This is a genomic window from Streptomyces sp. NPDC014891, from assembly GCF_043081085.1.
In the GTDB taxonomy this organism is placed as follows: domain Bacteria; phylum Actinomycetota; class Actinomycetes; order Streptomycetales; family Streptomycetaceae; genus Streptomyces.
Genome location: NZ_JBIBWF010000001.1, coordinates 1035039 through 1059206, shown reverse-complemented (window position 1 = coordinate 1059206; position 24168 = coordinate 1035039). Strand labels below are relative to the sequence as shown.

The 24168-nt window shown below is 73.5% G+C and carries 23 protein-coding genes; 17 read left to right on the top strand and 6 right to left on the bottom strand.

The window, feature by feature from the left end; all coding sequences use genetic code 11:
• The first annotated feature begins 103 nt into the window (after nt 1–103).
• Nucleotides 104–751: an alpha/beta fold hydrolase gene (locus ACF09E_RS04450; protein WP_392203792.1), complete on the top strand. Its 648-nt coding sequence runs from the start codon at nt 104–106 to the stop codon at nt 749–751.
• A 92-nt stretch (nt 752–843) separates the two neighbouring features.
• On the opposite strand, the gene ACF09E_RS04445 is transcribed toward ACF09E_RS04450, so the two are convergent.
• From ACF09E_RS04445 to ACF09E_RS04425, 5 genes are all read right to left on the bottom strand, one after another.
• Complete coding sequence (locus tag ACF09E_RS04445) at nt 844–1557, bottom strand: adenosylcobinamide amidohydrolase (protein WP_392203791.1); 714 nt, start codon at nt 1555–1557, stop codon at nt 844–846.
• A gap of 117 nt (nt 1558–1674) precedes the next feature.
• Nucleotides 1675–2355: a TetR/AcrR family transcriptional regulator gene (locus ACF09E_RS04440; protein ID WP_392203790.1), complete on the bottom strand. Its 681-nt coding sequence runs from the start codon at nt 2353–2355 to the stop codon at nt 1675–1677.
• Nucleotides 2356–2648: 293 nt separating this feature from the next.
• Nucleotides 2649–3656 carry a hypothetical protein gene (locus ACF09E_RS04435; protein WP_392203789.1) on the bottom strand — a complete coding sequence of 336 codons (1008 nt, stop codon included), beginning with the start codon at nt 3654–3656 and terminating at the stop codon, nt 2649–2651.
• 332 nt (nt 3657–3988) lie between these two features.
• Entirely contained in the window at nt 3989–5146 is a 1158-nt protein-coding gene (locus tag ACF09E_RS04430; protein ID WP_392203788.1) for an agmatine deiminase family protein, read from the bottom strand.
• A 321-nt stretch (nt 5147–5467) separates the two neighbouring features.
• On the bottom strand, nt 5468–6064 hold the full coding sequence (locus tag ACF09E_RS04425; protein WP_392203787.1) for a TetR/AcrR family transcriptional regulator: 597 nt from the start codon (nt 6062–6064) through the stop codon (nt 5468–5470).
• Nucleotides 6065–6292: 228 nt separating this feature from the next.
• Between ACF09E_RS04425 and ACF09E_RS04420 the strand changes: the two genes are divergently transcribed.
• From ACF09E_RS04420 to ACF09E_RS04385, 8 genes are all read left to right on the top strand, one after another.
• The gene (locus ACF09E_RS04420; RefSeq protein ID WP_392203786.1) at nt 6293–7978 is read left to right on the top strand and encodes a serine/threonine-protein kinase; all 1686 of its coding nucleotides are present in this window, start codon (nt 6293–6295) and stop codon (nt 7976–7978) included.
• Between the two features lie 141 nt (nt 7979–8119).
• Nucleotides 8120–8695: a TetR/AcrR family transcriptional regulator gene (locus tag ACF09E_RS04415; RefSeq protein ID WP_392203785.1), complete on the top strand. Its 576-nt coding sequence runs from the start codon at nt 8120–8122 to the stop codon at nt 8693–8695.
• A 577-nt stretch (nt 8696–9272) separates the two neighbouring features.
• The gene (locus tag ACF09E_RS04410) at nt 9273–10286 is read left to right on the top strand and encodes an agmatine/peptidylarginine deiminase (RefSeq protein WP_392203784.1); all 1014 of its coding nucleotides are present in this window, start codon (nt 9273–9275) and stop codon (nt 10284–10286) included.
• A gap of 92 nt (nt 10287–10378) precedes the next feature.
• The gene (locus ACF09E_RS04405; RefSeq protein ID WP_392203783.1) at nt 10379–12055 is read left to right on the top strand and encodes an ABC transporter substrate-binding protein; all 1677 of its coding nucleotides are present in this window, start codon (nt 10379–10381) and stop codon (nt 12053–12055) included.
• Nucleotides 12052–13011, top strand: coding sequence for an ABC transporter permease (locus ACF09E_RS04400; protein ID WP_392203782.1), 960 nt, complete (start codon nt 12052–12054; stop codon nt 13009–13011). The genes ACF09E_RS04405 and ACF09E_RS04400 overlap by 4 nt, the downstream gene beginning before the upstream one ends.
• Nucleotides 13008–13862, top strand: coding sequence for an ABC transporter permease (locus ACF09E_RS04395; protein ID WP_392203781.1), 855 nt, complete (start codon nt 13008–13010; stop codon nt 13860–13862). Before ACF09E_RS04400 ends, ACF09E_RS04395 begins: the two co-directional genes overlap by 4 nt.
• A complete protein-coding gene (locus tag ACF09E_RS04390; RefSeq protein ID WP_392203780.1) occupies nt 13859–14872 on the top strand; it encodes an ABC transporter ATP-binding protein in 1014 nt (337 codons plus the stop codon). The genes ACF09E_RS04395 and ACF09E_RS04390 overlap by 4 nt, the downstream gene beginning before the upstream one ends.
• Entirely contained in the window at nt 14865–15779 is a 915-nt protein-coding gene (locus ACF09E_RS04385; protein ID WP_392203779.1) for an ABC transporter ATP-binding protein, read from the top strand. Before ACF09E_RS04390 ends, ACF09E_RS04385 begins: the two co-directional genes overlap by 8 nt.
• 37 nt (nt 15780–15816) lie before the next feature.
• Here ACF09E_RS04385 and ACF09E_RS04380 read toward each other — a convergent pair whose 3' ends face one another.
• Entirely contained in the window at nt 15817–16455 is a 639-nt protein-coding gene (locus ACF09E_RS04380) for a TetR/AcrR family transcriptional regulator (protein ID WP_392203778.1), read from the bottom strand.
• Between the two features lie 185 nt (nt 16456–16640).
• Between ACF09E_RS04380 and ACF09E_RS04375 the strand changes: the two genes are divergently transcribed.
• From ACF09E_RS04375 to ACF09E_RS04340, 8 genes are all read left to right on the top strand, one after another.
• A complete protein-coding gene (locus ACF09E_RS04375; RefSeq protein WP_392203777.1) occupies nt 16641–17783 on the top strand; it encodes an agmatine/peptidylarginine deiminase in 1143 nt (380 codons plus the stop codon).
• A gap of 242 nt (nt 17784–18025) precedes the next feature.
• On the top strand, nt 18026–18871 hold the full coding sequence (locus ACF09E_RS04370) for a HipA family kinase (protein ID WP_392203776.1): 846 nt from the start codon (nt 18026–18028) through the stop codon (nt 18869–18871).
• Nucleotides 18868–19251, top strand: coding sequence for a DUF3037 domain-containing protein (locus ACF09E_RS04365; RefSeq protein ID WP_073902014.1), 384 nt, complete (start codon nt 18868–18870; stop codon nt 19249–19251). The genes ACF09E_RS04370 and ACF09E_RS04365 overlap by 4 nt, the downstream gene beginning before the upstream one ends.
• A gap of 285 nt (nt 19252–19536) precedes the next feature.
• The gene (fabG, locus tag ACF09E_RS04360) at nt 19537–20298 is read left to right on the top strand and encodes a 3-oxoacyl-ACP reductase FabG (RefSeq protein ID WP_361857212.1); all 762 of its coding nucleotides are present in this window, start codon (nt 19537–19539) and stop codon (nt 20296–20298) included.
• Nucleotides 20299–20327: 29 nt separating this feature from the next.
• Nucleotides 20328–21095, top strand: coding sequence for an SDR family oxidoreductase (locus ACF09E_RS04355; RefSeq protein WP_392203775.1), 768 nt, complete (start codon nt 20328–20330; stop codon nt 21093–21095).
• 148 nt (nt 21096–21243) lie between these two features.
• Nucleotides 21244–22821, top strand: a complete 1578-nt coding sequence (locus ACF09E_RS04350) for an ABC transporter substrate-binding protein (protein WP_392203774.1) — start codon at nt 21244–21246, stop codon at nt 22819–22821.
• A 104-nt stretch (nt 22822–22925) separates the two neighbouring features.
• Complete coding sequence (gene ung / locus ACF09E_RS04345) at nt 22926–23609, top strand: uracil-DNA glycosylase (RefSeq protein WP_392203773.1); 684 nt, start codon at nt 22926–22928, stop codon at nt 23607–23609.
• A gap of 69 nt (nt 23610–23678) precedes the next feature.
• On the top strand, nt 23679–24152 hold the full coding sequence (locus tag ACF09E_RS04340; protein ID WP_148005107.1) for a hypothetical protein: 474 nt from the start codon (nt 23679–23681) through the stop codon (nt 24150–24152).
• Nucleotides 24153–24168: the final 16 nt, after the last annotated feature.

Sequence of the window (24168 nt, the reverse complement as noted above, 5' to 3'; positions counted from 1 at the left end):
CCTGGAGGCCCCTCATGGCGCAGCAGCCCGGACGGCCGGCGGTCCGCACCAGCGGACGGCCCCACCGGCCACCGCACCGTCCCGGGAGCGGGGCGAGCGGCCGATGACGCTGTGCCCCACCCGCCGGGCCGACCCCGGCGCGTTCGTCGTCCGGAGCGGGCCGGCGGTACCGACCGCGGCCGTGCTGCTGCTCCACGGCGGGCGGGCCGACGGCCCCGGGCCGCCGCCCGCCCTCAACCTGCCCGCGCTGCGCATGCGGCCCTTCGCCGCCGCCGTGAACCGCGCCGTCCGGGGCCGGGACGTGCTGATCGGCGAGGTGCGCTACCGGCACCGCGGCTGGAACGGCGCGAGCGCCGACGCCGCCCGGGACGCGGAGAGCGCCCTCGTACGCCTCCGGGAACAGGCCGGGCCCGTCCCCGTCGTCCTCGTCGGCCACTCGATGGGGGGCCGCGCGGCCCTCGCCGCGGCGGGCGACCCCGCCGTCCGGGGGGTCGTCGCCCTCGCGCCCTGGTGTCCCACCGGCGAGCCCGTCGACCACCTGGGCGGCCGGCGCCTCTATCTGCTGCACGACGAGAGCGACCGCGTCACCTCGGCCCGCGCCTCCTGGGACTTCGTCCGCAGGGCCCGGGCGGCGGGGGCGGACGCGGCGGGCATCCCGATGCCGACGGGCGGCCACGCGATGCTGCGGGGGGCCCAGTTGTGGCACCGCCGGGCGGCCGAACTCACGGCGGCGCTGTTGTCGCACGGGTGAGGGCGGCGACCGCCGGTCCGGGCGGGAGGGCGTGCGGAGGCGGGCGGGGGGCTCTCTCGGTGCCGAGTGGCACGCAGCCGCGGACTCGTTCCTCACGCCCGGCGGGACGCGGTCCCGGGTGGTCCCTGGGGAGTGATCAGCTCCGCGCAGGCCGCCCGGGTCGCCGCGTGGACCGCTCGGGCCAGGCGGGCGCCCCACAGCGAGCGCGGGCCGGCGAAGGGCTGGGCCGCGCCGGCGGTGGGTACGGGAGCCGCCACGCAGACCGCGTCCGTCGGGGTCCCGGAGGCGTCCGCGCCCAGTTCCACCAGGGCCTGCACCTTCGCCTCGGTGGCGGTGGCGACCGCGTTCACCAGGGCCGCGTCCGTCAGGGGGACCGGCAGCGACACGACGATGTTGATGGTGCCGGGGCGGGGGACCGTCGCGTCGCCGACGCCCGGTTCCGCCGCCCAGCCCCGTACGCCGATCCCCGCGGTGACCACGGCCCGGGCGCCGCCGTCCTCGGCGTGGCGCAGGTCCGCGACCGAGGCGGCCGTCATCAGGCCCACGCCCGGGCCGGTGAGTCCCGCACCGGCCGCCAGCTCGCGGAGGTGGGCGGCGGGATCGAGCCGGTCGTAGCCGGGCGGGACCTGGGCGTTCAGCACCCACTCCCGCTCGCCGATGCCGCCGCCCAGCACCGCGCTCGACACCATGCGGATCCCCGGACCGGGTGCCCATGCCAGCAGCGGCCACGTCCGGCCCTGCTCCGTGTGGGCGAGCAGGGCCGCGTCGGCGAGAGACGGGCTGGTCAGAAGGGTTCGGGTAGCCACCCCCGCACCTTAGGGGCACCGCCCCGCGCCGGGTGGCGCGGGGCCCGGGCGGTGACGGGACGGCCGGGGCGGTGCGGGCGCGGTGGGCGAACGGCGTCGGGCGGTGCGAGGCGGCGGTCAGCGTGAGGCGGCGTCGGGGTCGGGGACGGGACACGGCTCGGGTTCTGTGCCGCTCCGCTGCTCGGTTCGCCCGCCGCTCCACGGCTGCGGCGGCCGGCGGCGGGCCAGCTGCTCCAGCTCCACGGAGATCGCCGCGCGCATCAGCTCCCGGGCGCGGTGCAGGGGCAGCCCGCCGCTGAGCCAGCGCGTGCTGAGTCCTTCCGTGAGGGCGGTCAGGCGTTCCGCGGACGCCGTGAGCGTCGGTGCGGGAACGGTCGGGCAGGCCTCGCCCAGGAGCGCCGCCACGTCGTGGACCCAGGCGAGGCCGGTCCTGGCGAGCTCGCGCCGCAGCTCCGGGTCGAACACGGCGCTGGCCCGCAGCTCGCCCCAGGCCGTGCTGTTCTCCCGGACCTCGGGGAGGTCCTGGAACTCCAGCAGCAGCGACCGCTCCAGCTCGCCGCGGGGGTCGAACCCCTCGGCCGCGCCCTCGTCGGCCGCCGTGTACCGGTCCGCCCGGTCGCTGATGAACTCCAGCGTGTGGCGCAGGATGCCCGCGCGGTCCTTGAAGTGGTAGTAGATCAGGGCGGTGGACACCCCGGCCTCGACCGCCAGTTCCTCCACCCGCAGTCCGCGGACCCCGCGCCGCGCGATGACGCGCGCGGCTCCTTCCAGGATCGCGGTTCGGCGGTCTGTGGCCACGTGGTGCCTCCTCTTCGTCGCTCGCAGTGTCTCACGCTGACTGAATCTTTAGTTGGAATGTTGGAACGTGGAATGTTGGAACGTGGCTCAAGGGGCCGAGTCGGGTGGAGGTGGGGGAGTGGAGCGGGTGCGCCGCCGAGTTCCGGGCTCGCCGCAGCCCCGTCGGCGGGCTGCCGCGTGGCTCCTCGGGTCGCCGAGGCGAACACGCCTCCGACTACACGGCGGACGGCGCCGTCCTCACCGGCGACCGGCCAGTCCTCACCGGCGACCGGCGCCGCGACGCCCCCGGCGCCTCAGGACGTCGGCGCGCCCGGTGCGTCCGCGCCCGGTGCATCGGACCAGGACCGCGCCACCTCACCGAGCGCGCCCACCGCGTCCTCGGCCGACTTCCTGTCGCCGCGCACCGAGCGGTTGAACTCGACGTGCAGGAACGGCACGCGCAGCGCGTCGGCCCGTACGCCCTGCACGTTGCGGCGGCCCTCCAGAGCGCCGCAGTCCTCCCGGGCCGCCCGGCACACCGCCAGTCCGCGCAGGTCGAGGGCGTCCGCCAGCCGCTCCGCCGGCTGCCGCGCCGCGTCCCCGCGGCCGGTCGAGACGACGACGTCCTCGCCCGGCAGCGAGTCGTCGGCGAAGCCGTGGACCTGGATCGCGGGCATGCCCTGCCCGGCGAGCAGGTCGCAGACCGCGTCGAACACGGTGTCCTCGCGGTGCGCGACGTCCGCACTGTCCCCGGCCCCCGCGTCGCGGTGCGCCCCGGCCAGCACCAGGACGCCCCGCGGCGCCGCGAGAAGGGTGTCCACGGCGAGCCGCTCGCTATGGAGATCGGCCACCGGATGGGGGGCCTGCACGCTCCAGCGCGCCCGTCCGCCGCCCAGGCCGACGTACACACGCCCCCAGCCGCGCTCCCGGGCCGTCGCGGAGCCCGCGTCGGCCAGCTCGGCGAACTCGCGGCCGCCGGCCCGGTCCCGGAGCGTCCGCACGGTCCAGCCGACCGCGGCGAGCCGCTCGCGCGCCGCCGCCAGGTCGCCGTCGAGCGTCAGGCGGACGCCGTCCGCCACCGTACGGCGCTGCGTGGGGCCCGGACCCTGGTAGCCGCCGTCCGCGGACAGTCGACCGGTGAACGCGGTGATCCGCTTCCTGAGGTCCACGACCTTCCCGGTCGTGGCCCCGGCCCCGGAGGGACGCGGCTCCGACGACGAGCCGTCGGTGCCGCCCGCGCCGTCGGAACACCCGGCCGCGCCGAGCACGACGAGGGACAGCAGGGCCGCGAGCGCCGCGGCACGGGGACGCCGGACGGACACCGCGACACGGGCCCGGGACCGCCGGGCAGGGCGCACGGCACCCCCGCCTGGCCGAGGAGCTGAACCGGAGACGAACGAAGACCGCATGACCGCCGATTCAACAGGACAGCACCCCCGCCACGCATCCGGGGCCCCGCTCCGGTGTCCGCCGGGGACCCGGGCGGCACCGCCCGGCTCGACGGCGGGGGGTTCCACGCGAGGGGGCTGCGGAGCGCCGGGCGCCTGTCGCCGGGCGCCGTCGGCGGGGGACGACGACCGCCCCGGCCCCTCGCGGGCCGGGGCGGTCGTCGCGTTCCCGGGTGTCGGGGGCGGTCGTCGCGCCGCCGGCCGCGTCAGGCTGCGGGCTTGCCCGGCTGGTCGTGGGTGGAGCAGTGGATCCCGCCGCCGCCGGAGGCGATCGTGTCGATGGGGACCATCCTGATGTCGCGCTCGGGGAAGTGCTCCTGGAGGATGCCCTTCGCCCGGTCGTCGGCCTTCCGGTCGCCGAACTTGGGGAGGAACACGGCGTCGTTGGCGACGTAGAAGTTGGCGTACGTCGAGACGAAGTCGTCGCCCTCGCCGGTGATCCGGTCGAGGTCGGGCTGCGGGAGGTCGATGATCTCGAAGCGCCGGCCGCGGGCGTCGGTGGCCCGGCTGAGGACCGAGCGGGCCTGGTCGGCCGAGCGGGACCAGGAGTCCGGGGGAGTGCCGGGGAACGCCTGGTCCAGCAGGACCACGCCCGGGGCGACGAAGCGGACCAGGCTGTCGACGTGCGCGTCGGTGATGTCCTCGCCGCGGACACCGGCCAGCCAGACCACCTTCTCGAAGCCCAGGGTCTCGATCAGCTCGTCCTCGATCGCGTCCCGGCTCATGCCCCGGTTGCGGTTGTCGTTGACGATGGAGCTCTCGGTGATGAGCAGCGTGCCCTCGCCGTCGGTCTCGAAGGAGCCGCCCTCGGCGATCAGCGGGGCCTCGACGCGGGGGATCCGGTACTTCGCGAGCAGGGTCTCGCCGACCAGGGCGTCGTTCTCGTGCTCCTGCTTGCCGCCCCAGCCGTTGAAGTTGAGGTCGACGCCGACGACCTCGCCCTCCTCCTCGACGAACAGGGGCACCGTGTCACGGGCCCACAGGTCGTCGACGTCCAGCGGGACGACCTCGACCAGGGAGCCGCACGCCCGCTGCGCGGCCTTCGCCTGCGCGGGCCGGGCCATCATGACGACCTCCTCGTACTCGGCGATCTCCCGCGCGATCCGCGCGATGTCCTTCCGTACGTAGGAGAGGTCCTCCCCCCACACCGACTCCAGCGCCGGCCAGGACATGAAGGTACGGGTGTGGCTCTCCCACTCCGCGCCGAGCCGGCGCTCCCCGCCGTTCCCGCCGCGCGGTTTCGCGCCGCCCGAGGAGGAGGACGGCCCGGGGTCGCCGGGTCCGCACGCCGAGGCGCCGAGGACGAGCGCGGTGATGCCGGCGAAGGAGCGGAGGGCGGAACGCCGGGACGGGAGGAAGGTCATCGTGGACTCCGATCGTGGACTGGCGGGGCGGAGGCGTCCGGCCGCGGTGGGGGCACGGGGAGAGGGCGGCAGAACCGTCACGCGAGTCCTGCTTCAGAGGGTGCATCATCCGCACCGCGACCGCGCGGCGCCGTGGGAGCGCCGGCGGCCTCATGTCAAGCACTCTGACACTGACTGGAATTTCAGTCAAACGGCGAGGGTGGGATGCGGGCGTCCAGAGGCGGGCGGGGCGACCTGCGGGGCGGCCCGGGGTGCCGTCTGGAGCGTCGCCCCCGGCGGGGGTGCGGAGGTACGCGCCACCGGCGGCCGGGGGGCCCAGGGTCAGCCGGCCGTGCCCGGGTGCGCGGCCAGGTGTGCGAGTTCCACCGCGATCGCCTCGCCCAGCAGCTCGCGGGCGTGCTCCGGCTGCAGGACGCCGCTGAGCCGGCGGGCGTTCAGCCCCTCGCGCAGCGCGGTCAGGCGCTCGCCGGAGGCAGCGGTCTCCGCCGCGTCCGCCTCCGGCCTCGCGAGGGCGAGGAGTCCCGCGACGTGCCGGGCCCAAGCCGCGCTCGCCGCGGACAGCGCCGCGCGGAGCTCGGGTTCGAAGATCGCGCCGGCGCGCAGCTCGCCCCAGGCCGTGGCGTTCTCCCGTACCTCGGGGAGGTCCTGGAACTCCACCTGGAGGGCCGCCCCGAGCAGCTCCACCGGGTCCGCCGGCAGGTCGGCCCCCGGGCGCACGGCGTGCTGCCGCGCCCGGTCGGTGATGAAGCCGAGGGTGTGCCGCAGGAGGCCCGCCCGGTCCTTGAAGTGGTAGTAGACCAGCGCGGTCGACACCCCGGCCTCGGCCGCCAGTTCCTCCGTGCGGAGGCCGCGCACGCCGCGCCGGGCGATGGTGCGGGCGGCCGCCTCCAGGATCGCGGTTCTGCGGTCCGTCGCCATGGGGGTTCCTTCGTCGCCGGTCCGGGGCCGTCGCGACCGGGTCGGGCGGCTGCCGCCTGGTCGTGCCGTTCGCGCCCGCCATCGTCTCATATTGACTGAAACTTTAGTTAAGGGCACGATGCGGGGACCGTCCCCGCGCAAGGGGCCCACCCGCCGCCGCTCGGGCGGCGCACCGGGCCGCGTCGCTCCGCGCGTCGCCCCGTTCCACCTCGCCGAAAGAGCCACCGCATGTCCGCTCAGCTGCCCGGTGCACAACCCGCCCCCACGGCTCTGTCCGACGACGACCCCCGCGAGATCGGCGGGTACCGCCTGCACGCCAGGCTGGGCGCGGGCGGCATGGGCGTCGTCTACCTGGCTTACACCCCAGGGGGACGCCCGATCGCGCTGAAGGCGGTGCGGGCCGAGTTCGCCGCGGACCCCGAGTTCCGCGAGCGCTTCGCCCAGGAGGTGGCCAGCGCCCGGCGGATCCACGGCCTGTTCACCGCGCAGGTGGTCGACCACGGCGTGGACGCCCGTACGCCGTGGCTGGCGACGGCGTACGTCCCGGGCCCCACCCTCCAGCAGGTGGTCCGGCGCCACGGACCGCTGCCGGTCCGCACCGTCCTCCTCCTCGTGGCCGGCATCGCCGAGGCCCTCCAGGGCATCCACGGCGTGGGCGTCGTGCACCGGGACCTCAAGCCCGCCAACGTGCTGATCGCCGCGGACGGCCCCCGGGTGATCGACTTCGGCATCGCGCGCGCGGCCGACGCCGCCGCGCTGACCGGCACGGGCCTGCGGATCGGCACCGCGGCCTTCATGGCGCCCGAGCAGGCGCTGGGGCTCCCGGCGACGGCGGCGACCGACGTGTTCGCCCTCGGCGCGCTCGCCGTGTACGTCTCGGGCGGGGCACCGCCCTTCGGGAGCGGACCCGAGTCCGCCGCGCTCTACCGCGTGGTCCACGAGGCGCCCGACCTCGCCCCCGTCCCCGCCGCCCTGCGCGACCTGCTCGGGCGCTGTCTGGCCAAGCGCCCCGAGGACCGCCCCACGACCGCCGAACTGATCGCCGCCGTCCACGCCCATCCCGCCGTGGGGCCGCGGCCCGGGTTCGCCGACGACTGGCTGCCGCACCCCGTCAGCGCCGACCTCGCGGGCCACGCGGCCGGACCGGAGCCGGCCCACGTCCGGCCCACGGTCACGGCCACCGCGGTCTCTTCGCGGAACCCCCACCCGGGGACCGGCGCGGTGCCGGGCCGTGCCGGCGACACGGGCACCGCTCCCCCCTCCGGCACCGGCACACCCCCGCCGGGCGTGGCGGGGGCCCCTCCCGGGGGCCCAACGGAGCGCGCCCCCGGATCGCGCCGGGCGCCCCGCCGCGGCGGCCGGCTCCTGGTCACGGTCCTCGTGGCACTCCTCGCGCTCGTCCTGGGCGGGGCGGCCGTCTACTACCTCGACCCCCCGCCGGAGGAGGGGGCGGACCCCGCCGGGGCGACCGGTGCCCCCTCCGCCCGGCCGCCCGTCACCGTGGGGCCGCCGCCTTCCAGTGCCGCGCCGGCCCCGGCCCCCTACACACCGGGGTACGCGGGCGTCGAACTCACCTCGCCCGACACCACCTACGAGTTCGACCTCAAGGCGGGCAAGGTCGTGCCCGAGGAGACCGCGGCCTGGTATCTCGCCCGTACGGACACGGCGTTCGTCCTGTCCGAGGAGAGCGACGCGTTCATCGCGTCCGGTGACGAGCTGAGTCCGACGGAATGCGTCCGCGGGATCGAGTCGGAGCCGGTGACGACCCTGCCCTTCGCCGAACTCGCCGACGAGCGGCCCTTCTGCGTGCGCAGTGCCGACCGGAAGGAGATCGTGATCGCCCGCCTGGCCGAAGCGGCCGACGGCGGCGGGGCGGTGACGGTCGTCCTCGACCACCACAGGCGCGACCGATGACGCCGGGATCCGGGGATGTGGTCTCCGGCGGGGCGCGGTGGTCCGGGCCCGTCGTCTCCGGCGGAGCGCGGTGGTCCGGGGCTCCTTCGGCCCTCCGCGGGCGGCACGGGGGACGGCGGACCCACCGGACGGGGTGCGGGCATGGCGACGCGTAGCACCCAGATCCTCGAAGCGGCCGCGCGGGTCATCGCCCGCCGGGGGATCCGCGGTCTGCGGGTGGAGGAACTCGCCGCGGAGGCGGGCGTCTCCACGGCCCTCGTCTACTACTACTTCAAGGACCGCGCCGGAATCCTGCGCCACACACTGGGGTTCATCAGCCGGCGTGCCGAGCGCTACACGAGCGACCGCGACCCGGGCGCCCCGCCGCCGAGCCCGCGCGAGGAACTGGAGGGGACGCTCCTCCTGGAGCTCCAGGACACCCCCGAGGTGCGGGAGAACAGCGCGGCCTGGGGGGAGTTGAGGGCGAGCGCGGTCTTCGACGAACTGCTCCGCGAGGACCTCGCCCGAGCCACCCTCATGTGGTCCCAGGACGTCGCCGTCCTGCTCGGCCAGGTGCGGCCCATGGCATCGGCGTCCGCGCTGGCGGCGGCGGGGGAGCGGCTCACCGCTCTCCTCGAGGGGCTGAGCATGCGCTGGCTCGGGGGCGGCGTCGAGATCGACCACGCGCGGGCGCTGCTGCGGGGAGCCGTCGAGGCGGAACTGGCCGCCCTCCACTGAGGCCTTCCACTGAACCGGCGTCCGGGCGGCCCGGGGCCCGGACGACCAAGGCCTTGCCGAACAGGTCCTGGCGGCCCCAGCGGCCCGGCGGCCCGGTGCGACGCGCTCAGCGGCCGCCGGGGCCCGTGTGTCGCGCCCCCGACCCGCCTGTCGCGCCTCCCGACCGGCCCGTCGCGCCCCGCAGCCCCAGGCGGCCCTGGGCTCCGGATCATCCCCCATGTTCCGTTCCAGCCGTTGACTGTTTTTTCAGTCAATGCCAGAGTGGGGCCATCGCCGAGAACGGACCGCTCACGCGTCCGCATCACCGGCCTTCCCTGCCGGCCGAGATCCCCTCGGCCCTCCCGTCACCCCCCGCGGTCTCCGGGGTCGTGACCCGGCCCGACATCCGTCGGCGACCCCTTCACCCCCCGCCCCATCGTTCCGCTTCCCAGTGAACGCCCACTGAACCCGCTCTTGACTGAAATTTCAGTCGAGGGGAAGATTCCCACCACCACGTACCCGTCCATGGCGCGATCCGGCCCCCGGGCCGGCTCCCGGACACCGACCGGTATCTCTGGCGAGAGAAGAGAGTCCTCGAATGACCGCATTCCGTATGCCCGCCGAGTGGTCCGAGCACGAGGGCTGCCTGATGGCCTGGCCCACCCGCCCCGACCTCTGGGGCAGCGTGCTGGCCGACGTCAAGGAGGAGTACGCGAACGTCGCCAAGGCCATCGCCGCGTTCGAGCCGGTGACGATGGTCGCCCCCGTCGGCCACGGCGACGACGCCCGCACCCACTGCGGCAGCGGGATCACCGTCCTGGAGCTCCCCCTCGACGACTCCTGGTTCCGCGACTCCGCCCCGCTCTTCGTCCTCGACGGGGACGGGCGCCGCGCCGGCGTCGACTTCCGCTTCAACGCCTGGGGCCGCAAGCACCACCCGTACGACTCCGACGACCGGATCAGCGGACTGCTCCTGGAGCACCTCGGCGTCGACCGCGTCGCCTCCGGGATGATCCTGGAGGGCGGGGCGATCACGGTCGACGGCGAGGGCACGCTGATCACGACCGAGCAGTGCCTGCTGCACCCCAACAGGAACCCCGGCATGAACCGGGACGAGATCGAGGCCGAGCTGAAAGCCCGGCTCGGCGTCACCAAGGTCGTATGGCTCCCGTACGGAGGCCTCCTGGACACGGAGACGGACGGGCACGTCGACGGCGTCTGCGCCTTCGCCGCACCCGGCCGGGTCGTCGTGTCGCTGCCCGACGACCCAGACCACCCGGACTACGCCCGGATGCGGGCCAACCGCGCGGTCCTGGAGGCCACCACCGACGCCCGGGGCCGGTCCCTGGAGATCGTCGACGTGCCGCAGACGGCCTTCGTCGACGTGGCCGAGGGCGAGGTGGAGGTCTCGTACCTGAACTACTACGTCGCCAACGGCGGTGTCGTCGTCCCCGTGGCCGGCCTGCCCCAGGACGACGAGGCGCTCGCGGTGATCGCGGCGGCCCACCCGGGCCGCAAGGTCGTCGGGGTGCCGGCGCTCGCCATCGCCTTCGGCGGCGGGGGAGTGCACTGCATCACGCAGCAGATCCCCGCCGCCCGCCCGCTCGCCTGACCCGGACCGATCGCTCCCGCCGGACCGTCCCCGCGGTCCGGCGGCCTCCCCCATCGCGTACGCACGAGACCGTACGGAAAGAGAGCGCGACGATGACCACAGCCGTACCCCGCCCCGGCAGACGCCGCGGTGCCGCCCGGGGCCGTCCGTCCGGCCGCCGCCGCGCGGCCGCGGCCGCCCTCCTGACCACGGCCGCCCTGGTCGTCTCCTGCTCGGGACCGCCCAAGGACGGCGTCGCGGGCGCCGGCGGCGTCACCCTCTCGAAGACCACGCCCGCCGCCAAGGGCGACATCGACTCCTTCACGTGGGCCGTGTACGCCGAGCCGCCGACGCTCGACTACACCGTGGCGTTCGACTACCCGCAGAACACCATCCTCTCCAACGTGTGCGAGAGCCTGATGCGCTGGACCCCCGGCCTCACGCTCGAACCCGGACTCGCCCGCAGCGCCGCCAACCCCGACCCGACCACCTGGGTCTACGACCTGCGGAGCGGGGTGCGCTTCCACGACGGCCGGACGATGACCGCCGACGACGTCGTCTTCAGCCTCGGCCGCCAGCGCGACCCGGACAACGCCGCCGCCTGGGCGCAGAACTTCGAGAACGTCACCTCCGTGCGCAAGACCGGCCCGCTCCAGGTCACCGTCAAGCTCAGGAAGCCCGACTCCCAGTTCCCCCAGTACATGGCGACCGCCGCCGGCGTGATCGCCTCCAAGGCCGGGGTCGAGGCGGCCGGCAAGGACTACGGCACCTCCGGAGGCCTCGCCTGCACCGGACCGTTCTCCCTCGGCACCTGGAACAAGGGCCAGTCCGTCGAGCTCGACCGCTTCGACGGCTACTGGGGCAGGAAGGCCAGGTCAGGCAAGGTCGTCTTCCGGTTCATGACCGACCCCTCCGCCCGGACGAACGCCATGCTCAGCGGCGACGCCGACGGCGGCTACCTCATCCCCACCGAGAGCTACGGCCGGCTCAAGGACAGCGGCGTCGGCACCCTCCACTTCGGCGAGGGACTCAGCACCGTCAACGTCAACATCACGAACATGAAGGGCCCGCTCGGCGACGTCCGCGTCCGCCGCGCCCTCTCCCTCGCCCTCGACCGCTCCGGCTTCGTCAAGGCGGGACTCGGGGGAGCCGGCACCGTCACCAACTCGCTCACCACCCGCGCCGCCTGGGCGGCGGGCTCCGAGCAGACCCGGAAGAACGCGCTCGACGCCCTCCCCCGGATCACGCCCGACATCGCGAAGGCCACCGCACTGGTCAAGGAGGCGGGCGCCACCGGGAAGACCCTCACCGTCGCCACCAGCTCCATCGGCCAGGACGTCTCCCTGCTCGCCACCGCCGTCCAGGCGGCGGGTGCGCGGATCGGTCTCGATATCCGGCTCAAGACCATCGCGCCCAACGCGTTCACCGCCCTGTTCACCGACCCCGAGGCGCGCGAGGGCATCGACATGTTCCCGCTCACCTACTACGACTCCATCACCGACCCGCTGGACCTGCTGCAGAACTTCAGGACCGGCGCCTACATGAACTTCGCCGGCTACAGCGACAAGGCCTACGACGCGGGTGTCGCCCGGGCGACCGCCGAGTACGACCCGGACAAGCGCCTGGTGATCGAGACGGAGCTGCAGAAGCACGCCGCGGAGAACCTGCTGTGGATCCCGGTCGCGGAATGGCCCACGGCCGTCTTCCTCAACAAGAGGATCACCGGCGCCCCCACCACCATCGCGTACATGTACTACCCGTGGGCCGCCGACGTGGGGGCCGCGCAGTGAACTTCGCCAGATTCGCCGTCCGACGGGTGACGGAGATGGCCGTCACCCTCCTCGTGGCGTCGTTCGTGGTCTTCGGCGCGATGTACCTGGCGCCGGGCAGCCCCGCGAGCTTCCTGCTCTCCGGCCGCTCGGCCTCCCCGGAGGCACTCGCCGCGATCAACGCCCAGTACCACCTCGACGACCCCTTCCTCGTCCGCTACCTCAGCTGGCTCGGGGACATGCTCCAGGGCGACTTCGGGCGGTCCATCACCTACCGCGTCGACGTGTCCCGGCTGCTCGCCGACCGGCTCCCGACCACGCTCCTGCTGATCGCGATGGCCCTGGTGGTGGTCGTCGTCATCGGCCTGCTGCTCGGCTGGATCTCCGCCGTGCGCGGCGGGGCGACCGACTCGGCCGTCCTGGTCGCCACCACCTTCGCCGTCGGCACCCCGTCCTTCGTCGCGGCCGTCCTGCTCCAGGCCCTCTTCGCGGTGAGACTCGGCTGGTTCCCCAGCGGCGGCGCCGGCGACGGCCTCCTCGACAAGCTCTGGCACCTGACCCTGCCGGCGATCGCCCTCGCCCTCTACCTGATCGGCCTGCTCGCCCGGGTCACCCGCTCGGCGATGCTCGAAGCCCTCGACAGCGAGCACGTCACCGTCGCCCGCAGCCGGGGCGTCCCCGAGCGCCAGGTGGTCGCCCGCCACGTCTTCCGGAACTCGCTCGGCACCGTCCTGACCACCGGCGGACTGATCGTCTCGACCCTGCTGGTCTGCACGATCCTCGTCGAGACCGCGTTCAGCATCGGCGGCATCGGCCAGCTCCTGGAACTGTCCACGACCACCAAGGACTTCCCGACCGTCCAGGCCATCTCGCTGATCATCGTCGCCCTGTTCATGATCGTGAACCTCATCGTCGACCTGCTCCTCCCGCTGGTCGACCCGCGGATCACCCTCGGATCGAGGAGCACCTCCGCATGACCGCCGTCCTCACCCGCCGGCCCGGCCTCGCCAAGATCCGCACGGCCCGGTCGCCGCTCCACCTCGTCTGCCTGGGCTTCGTCGTCCTCGTCGTCGCGGGCGCACTGCTCGCCTCCTTCGTCGTGCCCTACGACCCCAACGCCGTCGACCTCGGCAACGCGCTCGCCGGACCCTCCGCCGAGCACCTCCTCGGTGTGGACGCGGCGGGCCGCGACACCTTCTCCCGCCTCCTCCTCGGCGCCCGGACCTCGCTCCTCGGCCCCCTCGGCGTGGTCCTGTTCTCCACGATCGCGGGCGTCGTGATCGGCACGGCCGCGGCCTGGCGCGGCGGCTGGCTCGACTCGGTCCTCTCCCGCAGCACCGAACTGGTCTTCGCCTTCCCCGGCATGCTGCTCGCGATCCTCATCATCTCGATCTACGGCGAGGGCCTCCTGGCCCCGGTCATCGCCCTCGCCGTCGCCTACCTGCCCTACGTCAGCCGGCTGACGCGCTCCCTCGTCCTCGCCGAACGCGCCCGGCCGTACGTCAGCGCCTACCTGGTCCAGGGGCACTCGGCGCTCCAGATCTGCCTGCGCCACATCCTCCCCAACATCGCCCCCGTCGTCCTCGCCCAGTCCACCATCAACTTCGGCTACGCCCTCATGGACCTCGCCGGCCTCTCCTTCCTCGGCCTGGGCGTACCGGCGCTCACCCCGGACTGGGGCCGCATGGTCTTCGACGGGCAGACCGCCGTCCAGCAGGGCTACCCGCTGTCCGCGATCCTGCCCAGCGTCCTGATCGTCCTCACCGTCGTCGCGTTCAACGTGGCCGGAGAGCGCTGGGCCGACCGCGTCGCCAGGAGAGACCGATGAACACGACCGACAGGCCGGTGCCCGCGCCCGACGGGCCGGCCCTCGACATCCGGGGCCTCCGGATCACCCTGCCCGGCACCGCCCGCCCCGTCCTCGACGGGATCGACCTCACCGTCGCCACCGGGGAGACCGTCGCCCTCGTCGGCGAGTCCGGCTCCGGGAAGAGCCTCACCTCGCGCAGCGCCCTGCGCCTGCTGCCGCCGGGCGCCGCCACCGAGGGCACCGTCCTCGTCGACGGCCAGGACGTCCTCGGCCTCGACGCCGACCGGCTGCGCGCCCTGCGCACCGGCACCGCGGCGATGATCTTCCAGGACCCGCGCGCGGCCATCAACCCGCTCCGGCGCATCGGCGACTTCCTCACCGAGAGCGTCCGCGCGACCAGGAGGATGACCGCCGCGCAGGCGACCGACCGGGCCGTCGAACTCCTCGACGCCGTGGGCCTGGACCGCACCGCCCTCGCCAAGTACCCCGGTCAGGTGTCCGGCGGCATGCTGCAACGCGTCATGATCGCCGCCGCGCTGATGGGGGACCCGGCCCTGCTGCTCGCCGACGAGCCGACCACCGCCCTGGACGTCACCACCCAGGCCGAGGTCATCGCCCTCCTCGGCACCCTGCGCGCACGGTTCGGCACCGGCCTGCTCTTCGTCACCCACGACCTCGACCTCGCGGCCGCCATCAGCGACCGGGTGTACGTCATGTACGCCGGACGGATCGCCGAGAGCGGCCCCGCCGAGGAGCTCTTCGCACGGCCGCGCCACCCGTACACGGCGGCCCTGCTGGCGTCCACCCCCCGCCTGGAGAACCCCAGGGGCCGGCTCGCCGCCATCGAAGGACAGCCCCCCGACCTCCGCGCGGCGCTCAGCGGCTGCGCCTTCGCCGCCCGCTGCCCGTTCGCCACCGAACTCTGCGAGCGGCAGGCCCCGGTGTCGCTGCCCGCCCCCGGCCGGCCGGGCCGCCAGGCCGCCTGCCACCACAGCGACCGCCTCGAAGGGAGCGCCGTCGATGCCTGACAACACCGAGAGCGCGGTGGACACCGCGACCGCCGTGGACACCGGGACCGCACCGGGCACCGCCGCAGCCGGCGGGGCGGGCGAGGCCGGGACCACCTGGTACGGAGAGGACGCCGAAGCCGTCCTGGTCGTCAAGGGCCTGCGCAGGACCTTCGGATCCGTACGGGCCGTGGACGACGTGTCCTTCACCCTGCCGCACGGCGGATCGCTCGGCATCGTGGGGGAGTCCGGCTCGGGCAAGACCACCACGGCGCGGATCGTCGTCGGCCTGGAGCAGGCGGACGACGGGGAGGTGTTCGTACGGGGCCGGTCCCGGACCCAGCGACGGCGAGGCCGCGCGCAGCGCCTCGCCCGGGCGCGCGAGGTCCAGATGGTCTTCCAGGACCCGCTGCAGTCCCTCGACCCGCGGACCAGCGTCGAGGCGGCCCTCCGCGAGACGCTACGGCTCCACTTCCCCGAGCGGGACCACGACCGGCGGGTGAGGCAGCTCCTCGACCAGGTCGGACTCGGCACGCGCGCCGCCGACGCGCTGCCGCGCCGGCTCTCCGGCGGCCAGCGGCAGCGCGTGGCCATCGCCCGCGCCCTGGCGGTGGAACCGGCCGTCCTCGTCCTGGACGAGGCGGTCGCCGCCCTCGACGTGTCGGTGCAGGCGCAGATCCTCAACCTGCTCGCCGACATCAGGGAGGAGACCTCGATCGGCTACCTCTTCATCACCCACGATCTGGGCGTGGTCCGGTGCGTCACCGACGACGTCATCGTCATGCGCCACGGCGCGGTGGTGGAGGCCGGCCGCACCGAGGAGGTGCTCGCCGCCCCCCGGCACCCCTACACCCGGCTGCTCATGGAGTCCGTGCCGCGTCCCGGCTGGGATCCGGAGCGGATCGCGGCCGCCCGCCGGGCCCTGTAGGACGGGCCCCGGGCCGTGAGCGAGACGACGGGGCCGTTCAGACGCCGGCGGCGAGCGTATGGACCAGGGTCCGCAGGACCGCGCCCGCGTCCACGTCGGCGTCCAGGGACTCCACCGCGGCCAGCCCGTCGACGGCCGCGGCGACGGCCTCGCCCAGCGGCCGGGGGTCGGGACCGCCGCCGCGCTCGTCCGCCAGCACCTGGAAGAGGGCGACGAAGCAGGCGCGCCAGCGCCGGTACTCCGTCTCCAGCGCCTCCCTCACCCGGTCGTCGTTCAGGGCGTGCCAGTGCAGGGCGGAGTGCAGATGGGCCAGGTCGGCCTTCTCCGGCCTGCCGAGCAGGTCCAGCACCCGCTCGGCGCGCTCGGCGAAGGTCCCCGGGTCGGCCACGGCCTCCTCGAGAGGGGAGATCCACTCGGGACGGATGTCCGTGACGACCGCGAGGATCAGATCGGTGCGGTCCTGGAAGTGGTAGTGGCACATCCCGTGCGACACCCCGCACAGGGCCGCCACGTTCCGGGTGGTGAACCGCTCGCTCATCTCGCCCGCGAGCAGTGTGCGGGCGGCCGCGATCAACCGGGCCCGGGTCTGCTCGCCCTTCGCCGAGGCCCGTGACCGGCCGGCCGGGCGGGTCGGGGGAGCGGTCGGGGGCGGAGAGTCCTGCGCGGATGCTGCCATGCGCTCACTCTAGCCACGCCCCACGCTCACGATCTGCGGGTTTCGCCGCCCCGCCGACCGAGGCGGCGGCCCACGGTCCACCGGTTCCGCGCAATGCTGCGCGCAATATTGACCGAGCGCTCGGTCAGTTTTACATTTCCAGCCAACCGCGGACTCCCCGCGGGGAGTTCAAGCAGGAGGCACAAGTGAGCCGACCCGAACCCAGCCGTCACGCACGCCGGAGCCTGAGCCGCCGCGGGTTCCTCGCCGCGGCCGGTGCGACCGCCGCCGGAGCCGCCCTCGCGACGACCCGCTTCCAGGCCGGTGCCGCCCCCGCGGCCGCCGCCTTCAGGGTCCCGGTCGAGGACGTCCGCCACACCCGTACGTGGATGGCCTGGCCGGACAGCACCTCGATCTGGGGCAACAAGCTGAGCGGCGTCCAGGCGGACATCGCCCTCATCGCCCGCACCATCGCGAAGTACGAGCCCGTGGTGATGTGCGCCAACTCCGGCGCCGCCGCCAGGGCCCGCCAGCTGTGCGGCTCCACGGTCACCGTGATCACCACGATCCCCGTCGACGACTGCTGGATGCGCGACTCCGGTCCCGTCTTCCGTACCGACGGGGCCGGCGGCCTGGACGCGATCGGCCTCAACTTCAACGGCTGGGGCAACAAGCAGGCCCACGCCAAGGACGCCCGGGTCGCCGGACGCGTCGCCTCGTACGTGGGCGTCCCCATCACGTACGCCGACATGGTGGGTGAGGGCGGCGCCATCGAGCAGGACGGCGCCGGCACCCTCATGGCCACCCGCAGCAGCCTCGTGAACCGCAACCGCAACCCCGGGGTCAGCGAGCGGCAGCTGGAGGCCGCCATGTGCAAGGCGTACGGCGCGTCCAAGGTCATCTGGTTCGACGGCGTCCGCGGCCAGGACATCACCGACGACCACGTCGACGCCACGTCCCGCTTCCTCGCCCCCGGCGAGGCCCTCGTCCAGCTGCCCCTCGCCTCGGAGACGGACGCCTACGCCCGGGACGCCCGCCAGCAGTTCAGCATCCTGTCCGCCTCCACGGCCGCCAACGGCGTCCCGATGGACACCATGCGCCTCCAGGGCCCGGACTACTACAAGATCCGCTCCACCAACCCGGACTTCCTGGCCTCCTACGCCAACTTCTACCTCTGCAACGGGGCCGTGGTCAGCGCCCACTTCGGCGACACCCGCGCGGACCAGGCGGCGAGGGCGACCCTGCAGAACCTCTATCCCGACCGCGTCATCGAGCAGTTGAACATCGACCGCCTCGGCACCGGGGGCGGCGGCATCCACTGCGTCACCCAGCAGCAGCCCGTCCGCTAGCGGGCGGGGCCCGGCCGCCGAGGGCCCGGAGCGGGCCCGCGGAGAACCCGAGGGAGGTCCGGCCGGCGCGGGGAGGACTCCGCGCCGACCGGACCTCCCGACCGGCGTTCCGGCAGTCCCGCCGACGGGCGCCCGCCCGGCGGGCCGCCCTCCGGTGTAGATTGGCAAGATCGCCGAGGCGCGCCCATGAAAAAGGGCTGAACCTTCGAATGCCTGGTTCAGCCCTGCGATAGCCTGTGAAAATGCTAACAGAGGTCACTGCAACCCGCTATGTCACGCCCTTGCGTGAGGGTGGCTCGCTCCCCGGGATCGTCGAGGCCGACGACCTCGGCACGTATGTCATGAAGTTCACCGGCGCGGGCCAGGGGCGCAAGACCCTGGTCGCCGAGGTCATCTGCGGCGGGCTCGCCCGCAGGCTCGGACTGCGGGTGCCCGAGCTCGTCACCATCCAGCTCGACCCCGTCATCGGACTCTCCGAGCCCGACCAGGAGGTCCAGGAGCTCCTCAAGGCCAGCGGCGGGCTGAACCTGGGCATGGACTACCTGCCCGGCTCGCTCGGTTTCGACCCGCTGGCGTACGAGGTGGACCCGGGGGAGGCGGGCAGGGTCGTCTGGTTCGACGCCGTGATCAACAACGTCGACCGGTCCTGGCGCAACCCCAACATGCTCGTCTGGCACGGCGACCTGTGGCTCATCGACCACGGCGCCACCATGATCTGGCACCACAACTGGCCCGGCGCCCAGGCCTCCGCGGCCAAGCCGTACGACGCCTCCGACCACGTACTCGCCCGCTACGCGCCGGACATCGGCGCCGCGGCCGCCGAACTGGCCCCGCTCGTCACCCGCGGACTCCTCGACGAGGTCGCCGCCGACGTGCCCGACGAATGGCTCGTCGACGAACCCGGCTTCGACGGTCCGGACGAGGTGCGCGCCGCCTACGTCGAGGCGCTGCTGCCGCGCGCCGCCACCATCCACGAGCGGATCACGCTCGGCCCGCGGACCGAGCACCGGCCGCAGCAGCCGCCCGGCTGGCTCGCCGAACGCCTCGCGCCCCGGACGCACTCCACCGAGAAGGACGCCACCCCGTGACCGACCGCGATGTCTTCGAGTACGCGCTGCTGCGCGTCGTGCCGCGGGTCGAGCGCGGCGAGTGCTTCAACGCGGGCGTGGTCGTCTACTGCCGCGCCCGCTCCTACGTGGCCGCCCGGACCCATCTGGACGAGGCCAAGCTCTCCGTCCTGGACCCGGCGGCCGACGTGACCGGTGTCCGGGCCGCCCTCCGCGCGGTCGAGGGGGTCTGCCTCGGGGGCGACGCCGCCGGTCAGGCCGCGGGCGACGACGCCGGCCGCCGCTTCCGCTGGCTGATCGCCCCGCGCTCCACGGTCGTCCAGCCCGGTCCGGTCCACACGGGACTCACCGCCGACCCGGAGGCCGAGGTCGAGCGGCTGCTCGACCTGCTCGTGCGCTGAGTCCCCGGAGGGCGCCGCGTCCCGCGGGCCCGTTCGGCCGGCGGGGCGTCCCGGGCGCCACGCGGAGGCTCCCGCGCGTGTCGCGGGGCCGGTCCCGGCCGCCCGCCTCCGCGCCCGGCGACGGGGAGTGACCGGGTGCACCCGGTGGGCCGTTGACACCGGGTGCCAGGGCTTCTAGCGTCTCGTTCTGCGGACGATACTAAGCGGTCGCTCATGTGCGGGACGCAGGAGCGCGCGACCGGTTCGACCGCGACCAGGGACGAACCAAGGGCGAGGAGAACCAGCATGTCCACCACCGAGCAGCGCGTAGCCGTCGTCACGGGTGCCGCACGGGGCATCGGGGCCGCCACGGCGCTCCGTCTCGCGGCCGAGGGCCGCGCCGTCGCCGTACTCGACCTCGACGAGGCGGCCTGCAAGGACACCGTCGAGAAGATCACCGCCGCGGGCGGCACCGCCCTCGCGGTCGGCTGCGACGTGTCCGACGGCGCCCAGGTGGAGGCGGCCGTCGCGCGCGTCGCCGCCGAGCTCGGCGCGCCGACGATCCTCGTCAACAACGCGGGTGTGCTCCGCGACAACCTGCTCTTCAAGATGTCGGAGTCCGACTGGGACCTCGTCATGAACGTGCACCTCAAGGGCGCCTTCCTGATGGCGAAGGCCTGCCAGAAGCACATGGTGGACGCGGGCTTCGGCCGGATCGTCTCGCTCTCCTCCTCCTCGGCCCTGGGCAACCGCGGCCAGGCCAACTACTCGGCCGTGAAGGCCGGTCTCCAGGGCCTCACCAAGACCCTCGCCAAGGAGCTCGGGAAGTTCGGCGTCACCGCCAACGCCGTGGCCCCCGGCTTCATCGTCACCGAGATGACCGCGCAGACCGCCGAGCGCGTCGGCATGGGCTTCGAGGACTTCCAGGCCGCCGCCGCGTCGATGATCCCGGTGCAGCGGGTCGGCCGCCCCGAGGACGTCGCCAACGCGATCGCGTTCTTCACCGGCGACGACGCCGGCTTCGTCTCCGGCCAGGTCATGTACGTGGCCGGCGGCCCCCTCAACTGACGACCGGCACCGAGAGGAGTACGGCAGACATGACCGCACAGGCACGGCCGGAGCTGTCCGGCAAGGTCGCCCTCGTCACCGGCGCGAGCCGGGGCATCGGCTACGGCATCGCCGAGGCGCTCGTCGCCCGCGGCGACCGGGTCGTCATCACCGGACGCGGCGAGGAGGCCCTCAAGGAGGCCGTCGAGCGCCTCGGTGCCGACCGGGCCATCGCCGTCCCCGGCAAGGCCCACGACGAGACCCACCAGGCCGCCGCGGTGGAGGCGGCGATGGACGGCTTCGGCCGGGTGGACTTCCTGATCAACAACGCCGGCACGAACCCGGTCTTCGGTGCCATCGCCGACCTGGACCTCGGGGTGGCCCGTAAGGTCTTCGAGACCAATGTGGTCTCCGCGCTCGGCTTCGCCCAGCGGACCTGGCACGCCTGGCAGAAGGAGCACGGCGGGGCGATCGTGAACATCGCCTCGGTCGCCGGAGTCTCCGCCTCGCCCTTCATCGGCGCGTACGGGATCAGCAAGGCCGCGATGATCAATCTGACCATTCAGCTGGCCCATGAATTCGCCCCCCTCGTGCGGGTCAACGCGATCGCCCCCGCGGTCGTGAAGACGAAATTCGCGCAGGCCCTGTACGAGGGCCGCGAGGCGGAGGCGGCCGCCGCCTACCCGCTCGGCCGGCTCGGCGAGCCCGAGGACATCGGCGGCGCCGCCGCCTTCCTCACCTCGTCCCAGTCGGAGTGGATCACCGGCCAGACCCTCGTGGTCGACGGCGGGATTTTCCTGAACGCCGGAGTGGGCTGACCGATTATCGGACACTTTCCGGATTTCGTGTCCGGATTGAGCCCGGTTATACGTCGAATGCCTCAAGTGCCCCGTCAGGCTCGAACATTGACCTGACGGGGTGCTGCGGTATCGTCGGCCGACCCGTGGCTGAACGAGGAGCGTGCACGTGTTCAACCGGACCAGTCTGCAGGCCGCTGCAGCCCTTGTGTCCATATCCCTGGTAACCGGATGCAGTGTCTTCTCTGACAGTGATTCGGCCGGGGATCAGAGAATCGTCGTCGGTACGACGAGCTCTCCCACCACGCTTGACCCGGCTGCCGCCTGGGACAATTCGTGGGAGCTCTTCCGGAACGTATTCCAGACGCTGGTGAGTTTCCCGACGGGCAGCACCACCCCGGCCTCCGACGCCGCGGACTGCAAGTTCTCGGACACCTCCAGCCGGGTCTTCGAGTGCAAGCTCGTGGAGGGCCTCACGTTCTCCAACGGGCACAGGCTGGACGCCAAGGCCGTGCAGTACTCGATCGAGCGCATCCGCACGATCAATCACAAGGGCGGCCCGAACGGCATGCTCGGCTCGCTCGACAAGATCGAGACCGTCGGCGACCGGACCGTCGTCTTCAAGCTGAACAAGCCGGACGCCACCTTCCCGATGGTCCTGGCCACCCCCGCCATGTCCCTGGTGGACCCGGCCGAGTACCCGGCCGACCGCCTGCGCAAGGACGGCAAGCTCGTCGGCTCGGGGCCGTACGTCCTCGACTCGTACACCGACGGCGAGTCGGCCGAGCTGACCAAGAACCCCACCTACAAGGGCTTCGCCGACCGCAAGAACGGCGGCGTGACCATCCGGTACTTCGACGAGTCCGAGGCCATGGTCACGGCGCTCAAGAAGAAGGAGATCGACGCCACCTACCGCGGCCTCACCGCCGAGGAGGTCATCGAACTCCAGGACGACAAGCCCGAGAACCAGGGCCTGCAGATCGTCGAGTCGACCGGCGCCGACATCCGCTACCTGGTCTTCAACACCCAGGACCCCACGATCGCCAAGCCCGCGGTCCGCAAGGCCATCGCCCAGGTCGTCGACCGCGACGAACTGGTCAGCAAGGTCTACCAGGGCACCGCCGAGCCCCTGTACTCCATGGTGCCCAAGGGGATCGCCGGTCACACCACCAAGTTCTTCGACCGGTTCGGCGACCCGGACGCCAAGAAGGCGAAGAAGATCCTCCGCGAGGCCGGCATCACCGACCCCGTCGAGCTGAAGTTCTGGTACACGACGGACCGCTACGGCTCCTCGACGGCCGCCGAGTTCAAGGAGCTCAAGCGCCAGCTGGAGGAGACCGGACTCTTCGAGGTCACCATCGAGGGCAAGCCCTGGAAGGACTTCCAGGCGGGCTACCAGAAGGGCGAGTACCCGGTCTTCGGCCGCGGCTGGTTCCCCGACTTCCCGGACCCGGACAACTTCGTGGCGCCGTTCGTCGGCAAGGAGAACGTCCTCGGCACGCCGTACGAGAGCCCCCGGATCACCGGCGAGCTGCTTCCCAAGTCTCGCCGCGAGAGCGACCGCGGGACCGTCACGGACGAGTTCGTCGAGGCCCAGGAGGTCATGGTCCAGGACGTCCGGCTGCTGCCCCTGTGGCAGGGCAAGCTGTACATCGCGGCCCAGGACGACATCGGCGGCGGCGAGGGCGCGCTCGACCCGCAGACCGTCATGCAGCTCTGGGAGCTGAGCCGCCGGGCCAGCTGGTAGGAGCCGGGCCGGCCGGCCGCCGGGAGCCCGCGGGGGTCACTGTCAGTGGCCCCCGGTAGGTTCGGGGACGGAGTTGAAGGAACGTCCACCGGAGGTTGTTGACCGTGACCGACACCAGCATGCTGCCCGAGTCCTGGCGGGGTGTCCTCGGCGAGGAGCTGCGCAAGCCGTACTTCGCCCAGCTCGCCGAGTTCGTCGAGCAGGAGCGGGCCGAGGGGCCGGTCTTCCCGCCGAAGGACGAGGTGTTCGCCGCCCTGGACGCCACCCCGTACGACAAGGTGAAGGTCCTGATCCTCGGTCAGGACCCCTACCACGGCGAGGGCCAGGGGCACGGCCTCTGCTTCTCCGTCCGGCCCGGGGTGAAGACCCCGCCCTCCCTGCGGAACATCTACAAGGAGATGCAGGCCGAGCTCGGCCACCCGGTGCCGGACAACGGCTATCTGATGCCGTGGGCCGAGCAGGGCGTCCTCCTGCTCAACGCCGTGCTGACGGTCCGCTCCGGCGAGGCGAACTCCCACAAGGGCAAGGGCTGGGAGAAGTTCACCGACGCGGTGATCACCGCCGTCGCCTCGCGCCCGGACCCCGCGGTCTTCGTCCTCTGGGGCAACTACGCCCAGAAGAAGCTGCCCCTCATCGACGAGGAGCGGCACGTGGTGGTCAAGGGCGCCCACCCCTCGCCCCTCTCGGCGAAGAAGTTCTTCGGATCGAAGCCCTTCACCCAGATCGACGCCGCCGTCGCGGCCCAGGGGCACGAGCCGATCGACTGGCGCATCCCGGACCTCGGCTGAGCCTCGGCCCGATCCGGCCGCGGTGCGGCTAGCGTCGGCTCTCCCAGTGGGTGAACGGGTGGAGGTCGCGTGACCGAGCAGCAGCAGGTGTCGGACGACGGGGTCATGACCAGGATCGGGCAGGCCATGATGCTGCTGCACGGCGGCGACCGCGAGGAGGCGCGCAACCGCTTCGGGCTGATCTGGCAGCAGATCGGCCCGGACGGGGACCCGCTGCACCGGTGCACCCTCGCGCACTACATGGCGGACGCCCAAGACGACCCCGACACCGAGCTGGCCTGGGATCTCCGGGCACTGAGCGCGGCCGAGGGGCTTGCGGAGGAGCGGCTCGCCGAGCACAGCTCCGCGGTGGCCCTCCGCGCGCTGTACCCCTCGCTCCACCTCAACCTGGCCGCCGACTACGTCAAACTCCGGCGTCCCGACGCCGCGCGGGTCCATCTGGACCGGGCCCGCGCCGCCTCGGACCACCTCGACGACGACGGCTACGGGAACGGGGTAAGGGCCGCGATCGAGCGCCTGGAGCTGCGGCTCCGCGCCATGTGACCACCGGGCCGGCCGC

Excerpts from the sequence above, each read along its gene's own strand:
- ACF09E_RS04430 (WP_392203788.1), bottom strand. The coding sequence starts at position 5,146 with ATGACCTTCCTCCCGTCCCGGCGTTCCGCCCTCCGCTCCTTCGCCGGC.
- ACF09E_RS04385 (WP_392203779.1), top strand. The coding sequence starts at position 14,865 with ATGCCTGACAACACCGAGAGCGCGGTGGACACCGCGACCGCCGTGGAC.
- ACF09E_RS04390 (WP_392203780.1), top strand. The coding sequence starts at position 13,859 with ATGAACACGACCGACAGGCCGGTGCCCGCGCCCGACGGGCCGGCCCTC.
- ACF09E_RS04425 (WP_392203787.1), bottom strand. The coding sequence starts at position 6,064 with ATGGCGACGGACCGCAGAACCGCGATCCTGGAGGCGGCCGCCCGCACC.
- ACF09E_RS04420 (WP_392203786.1), top strand. The coding sequence starts at position 6,293 with ATGTCCGCTCAGCTGCCCGGTGCACAACCCGCCCCCACGGCTCTGTCC.
- fabG (WP_361857212.1), top strand. The coding sequence starts at position 19,537 with ATGTCCACCACCGAGCAGCGCGTAGCCGTCGTCACGGGTGCCGCACGG.
- ACF09E_RS04370 (WP_392203776.1), top strand. The coding sequence starts at position 18,026 with ATGCTAACAGAGGTCACTGCAACCCGCTATGTCACGCCCTTGCGTGAG.
- ACF09E_RS04380 (WP_392203778.1), bottom strand. The coding sequence starts at position 16,455 with ATGGCAGCATCCGCGCAGGACTCTCCGCCCCCGACCGCTCCCCCGACC.
- ACF09E_RS04450 (WP_392203792.1), top strand. The coding sequence starts at position 104 with ATGACGCTGTGCCCCACCCGCCGGGCCGACCCCGGCGCGTTCGTCGTC.
- ACF09E_RS04410 (WP_392203784.1), top strand. The coding sequence starts at position 9,273 with ATGACCGCATTCCGTATGCCCGCCGAGTGGTCCGAGCACGAGGGCTGC.
- ACF09E_RS04415 (WP_392203785.1), top strand. The coding sequence starts at position 8,120 with ATGGCGACGCGTAGCACCCAGATCCTCGAAGCGGCCGCGCGGGTCATC.
- ACF09E_RS04355 (WP_392203775.1), top strand. The coding sequence starts at position 20,328 with ATGACCGCACAGGCACGGCCGGAGCTGTCCGGCAAGGTCGCCCTCGTC.
- ACF09E_RS04395 (WP_392203781.1), top strand. The coding sequence starts at position 13,008 with ATGACCGCCGTCCTCACCCGCCGGCCCGGCCTCGCCAAGATCCGCACG.
- ACF09E_RS04405 (WP_392203783.1), top strand. The coding sequence starts at position 10,379 with ATGACCACAGCCGTACCCCGCCCCGGCAGACGCCGCGGTGCCGCCCGG.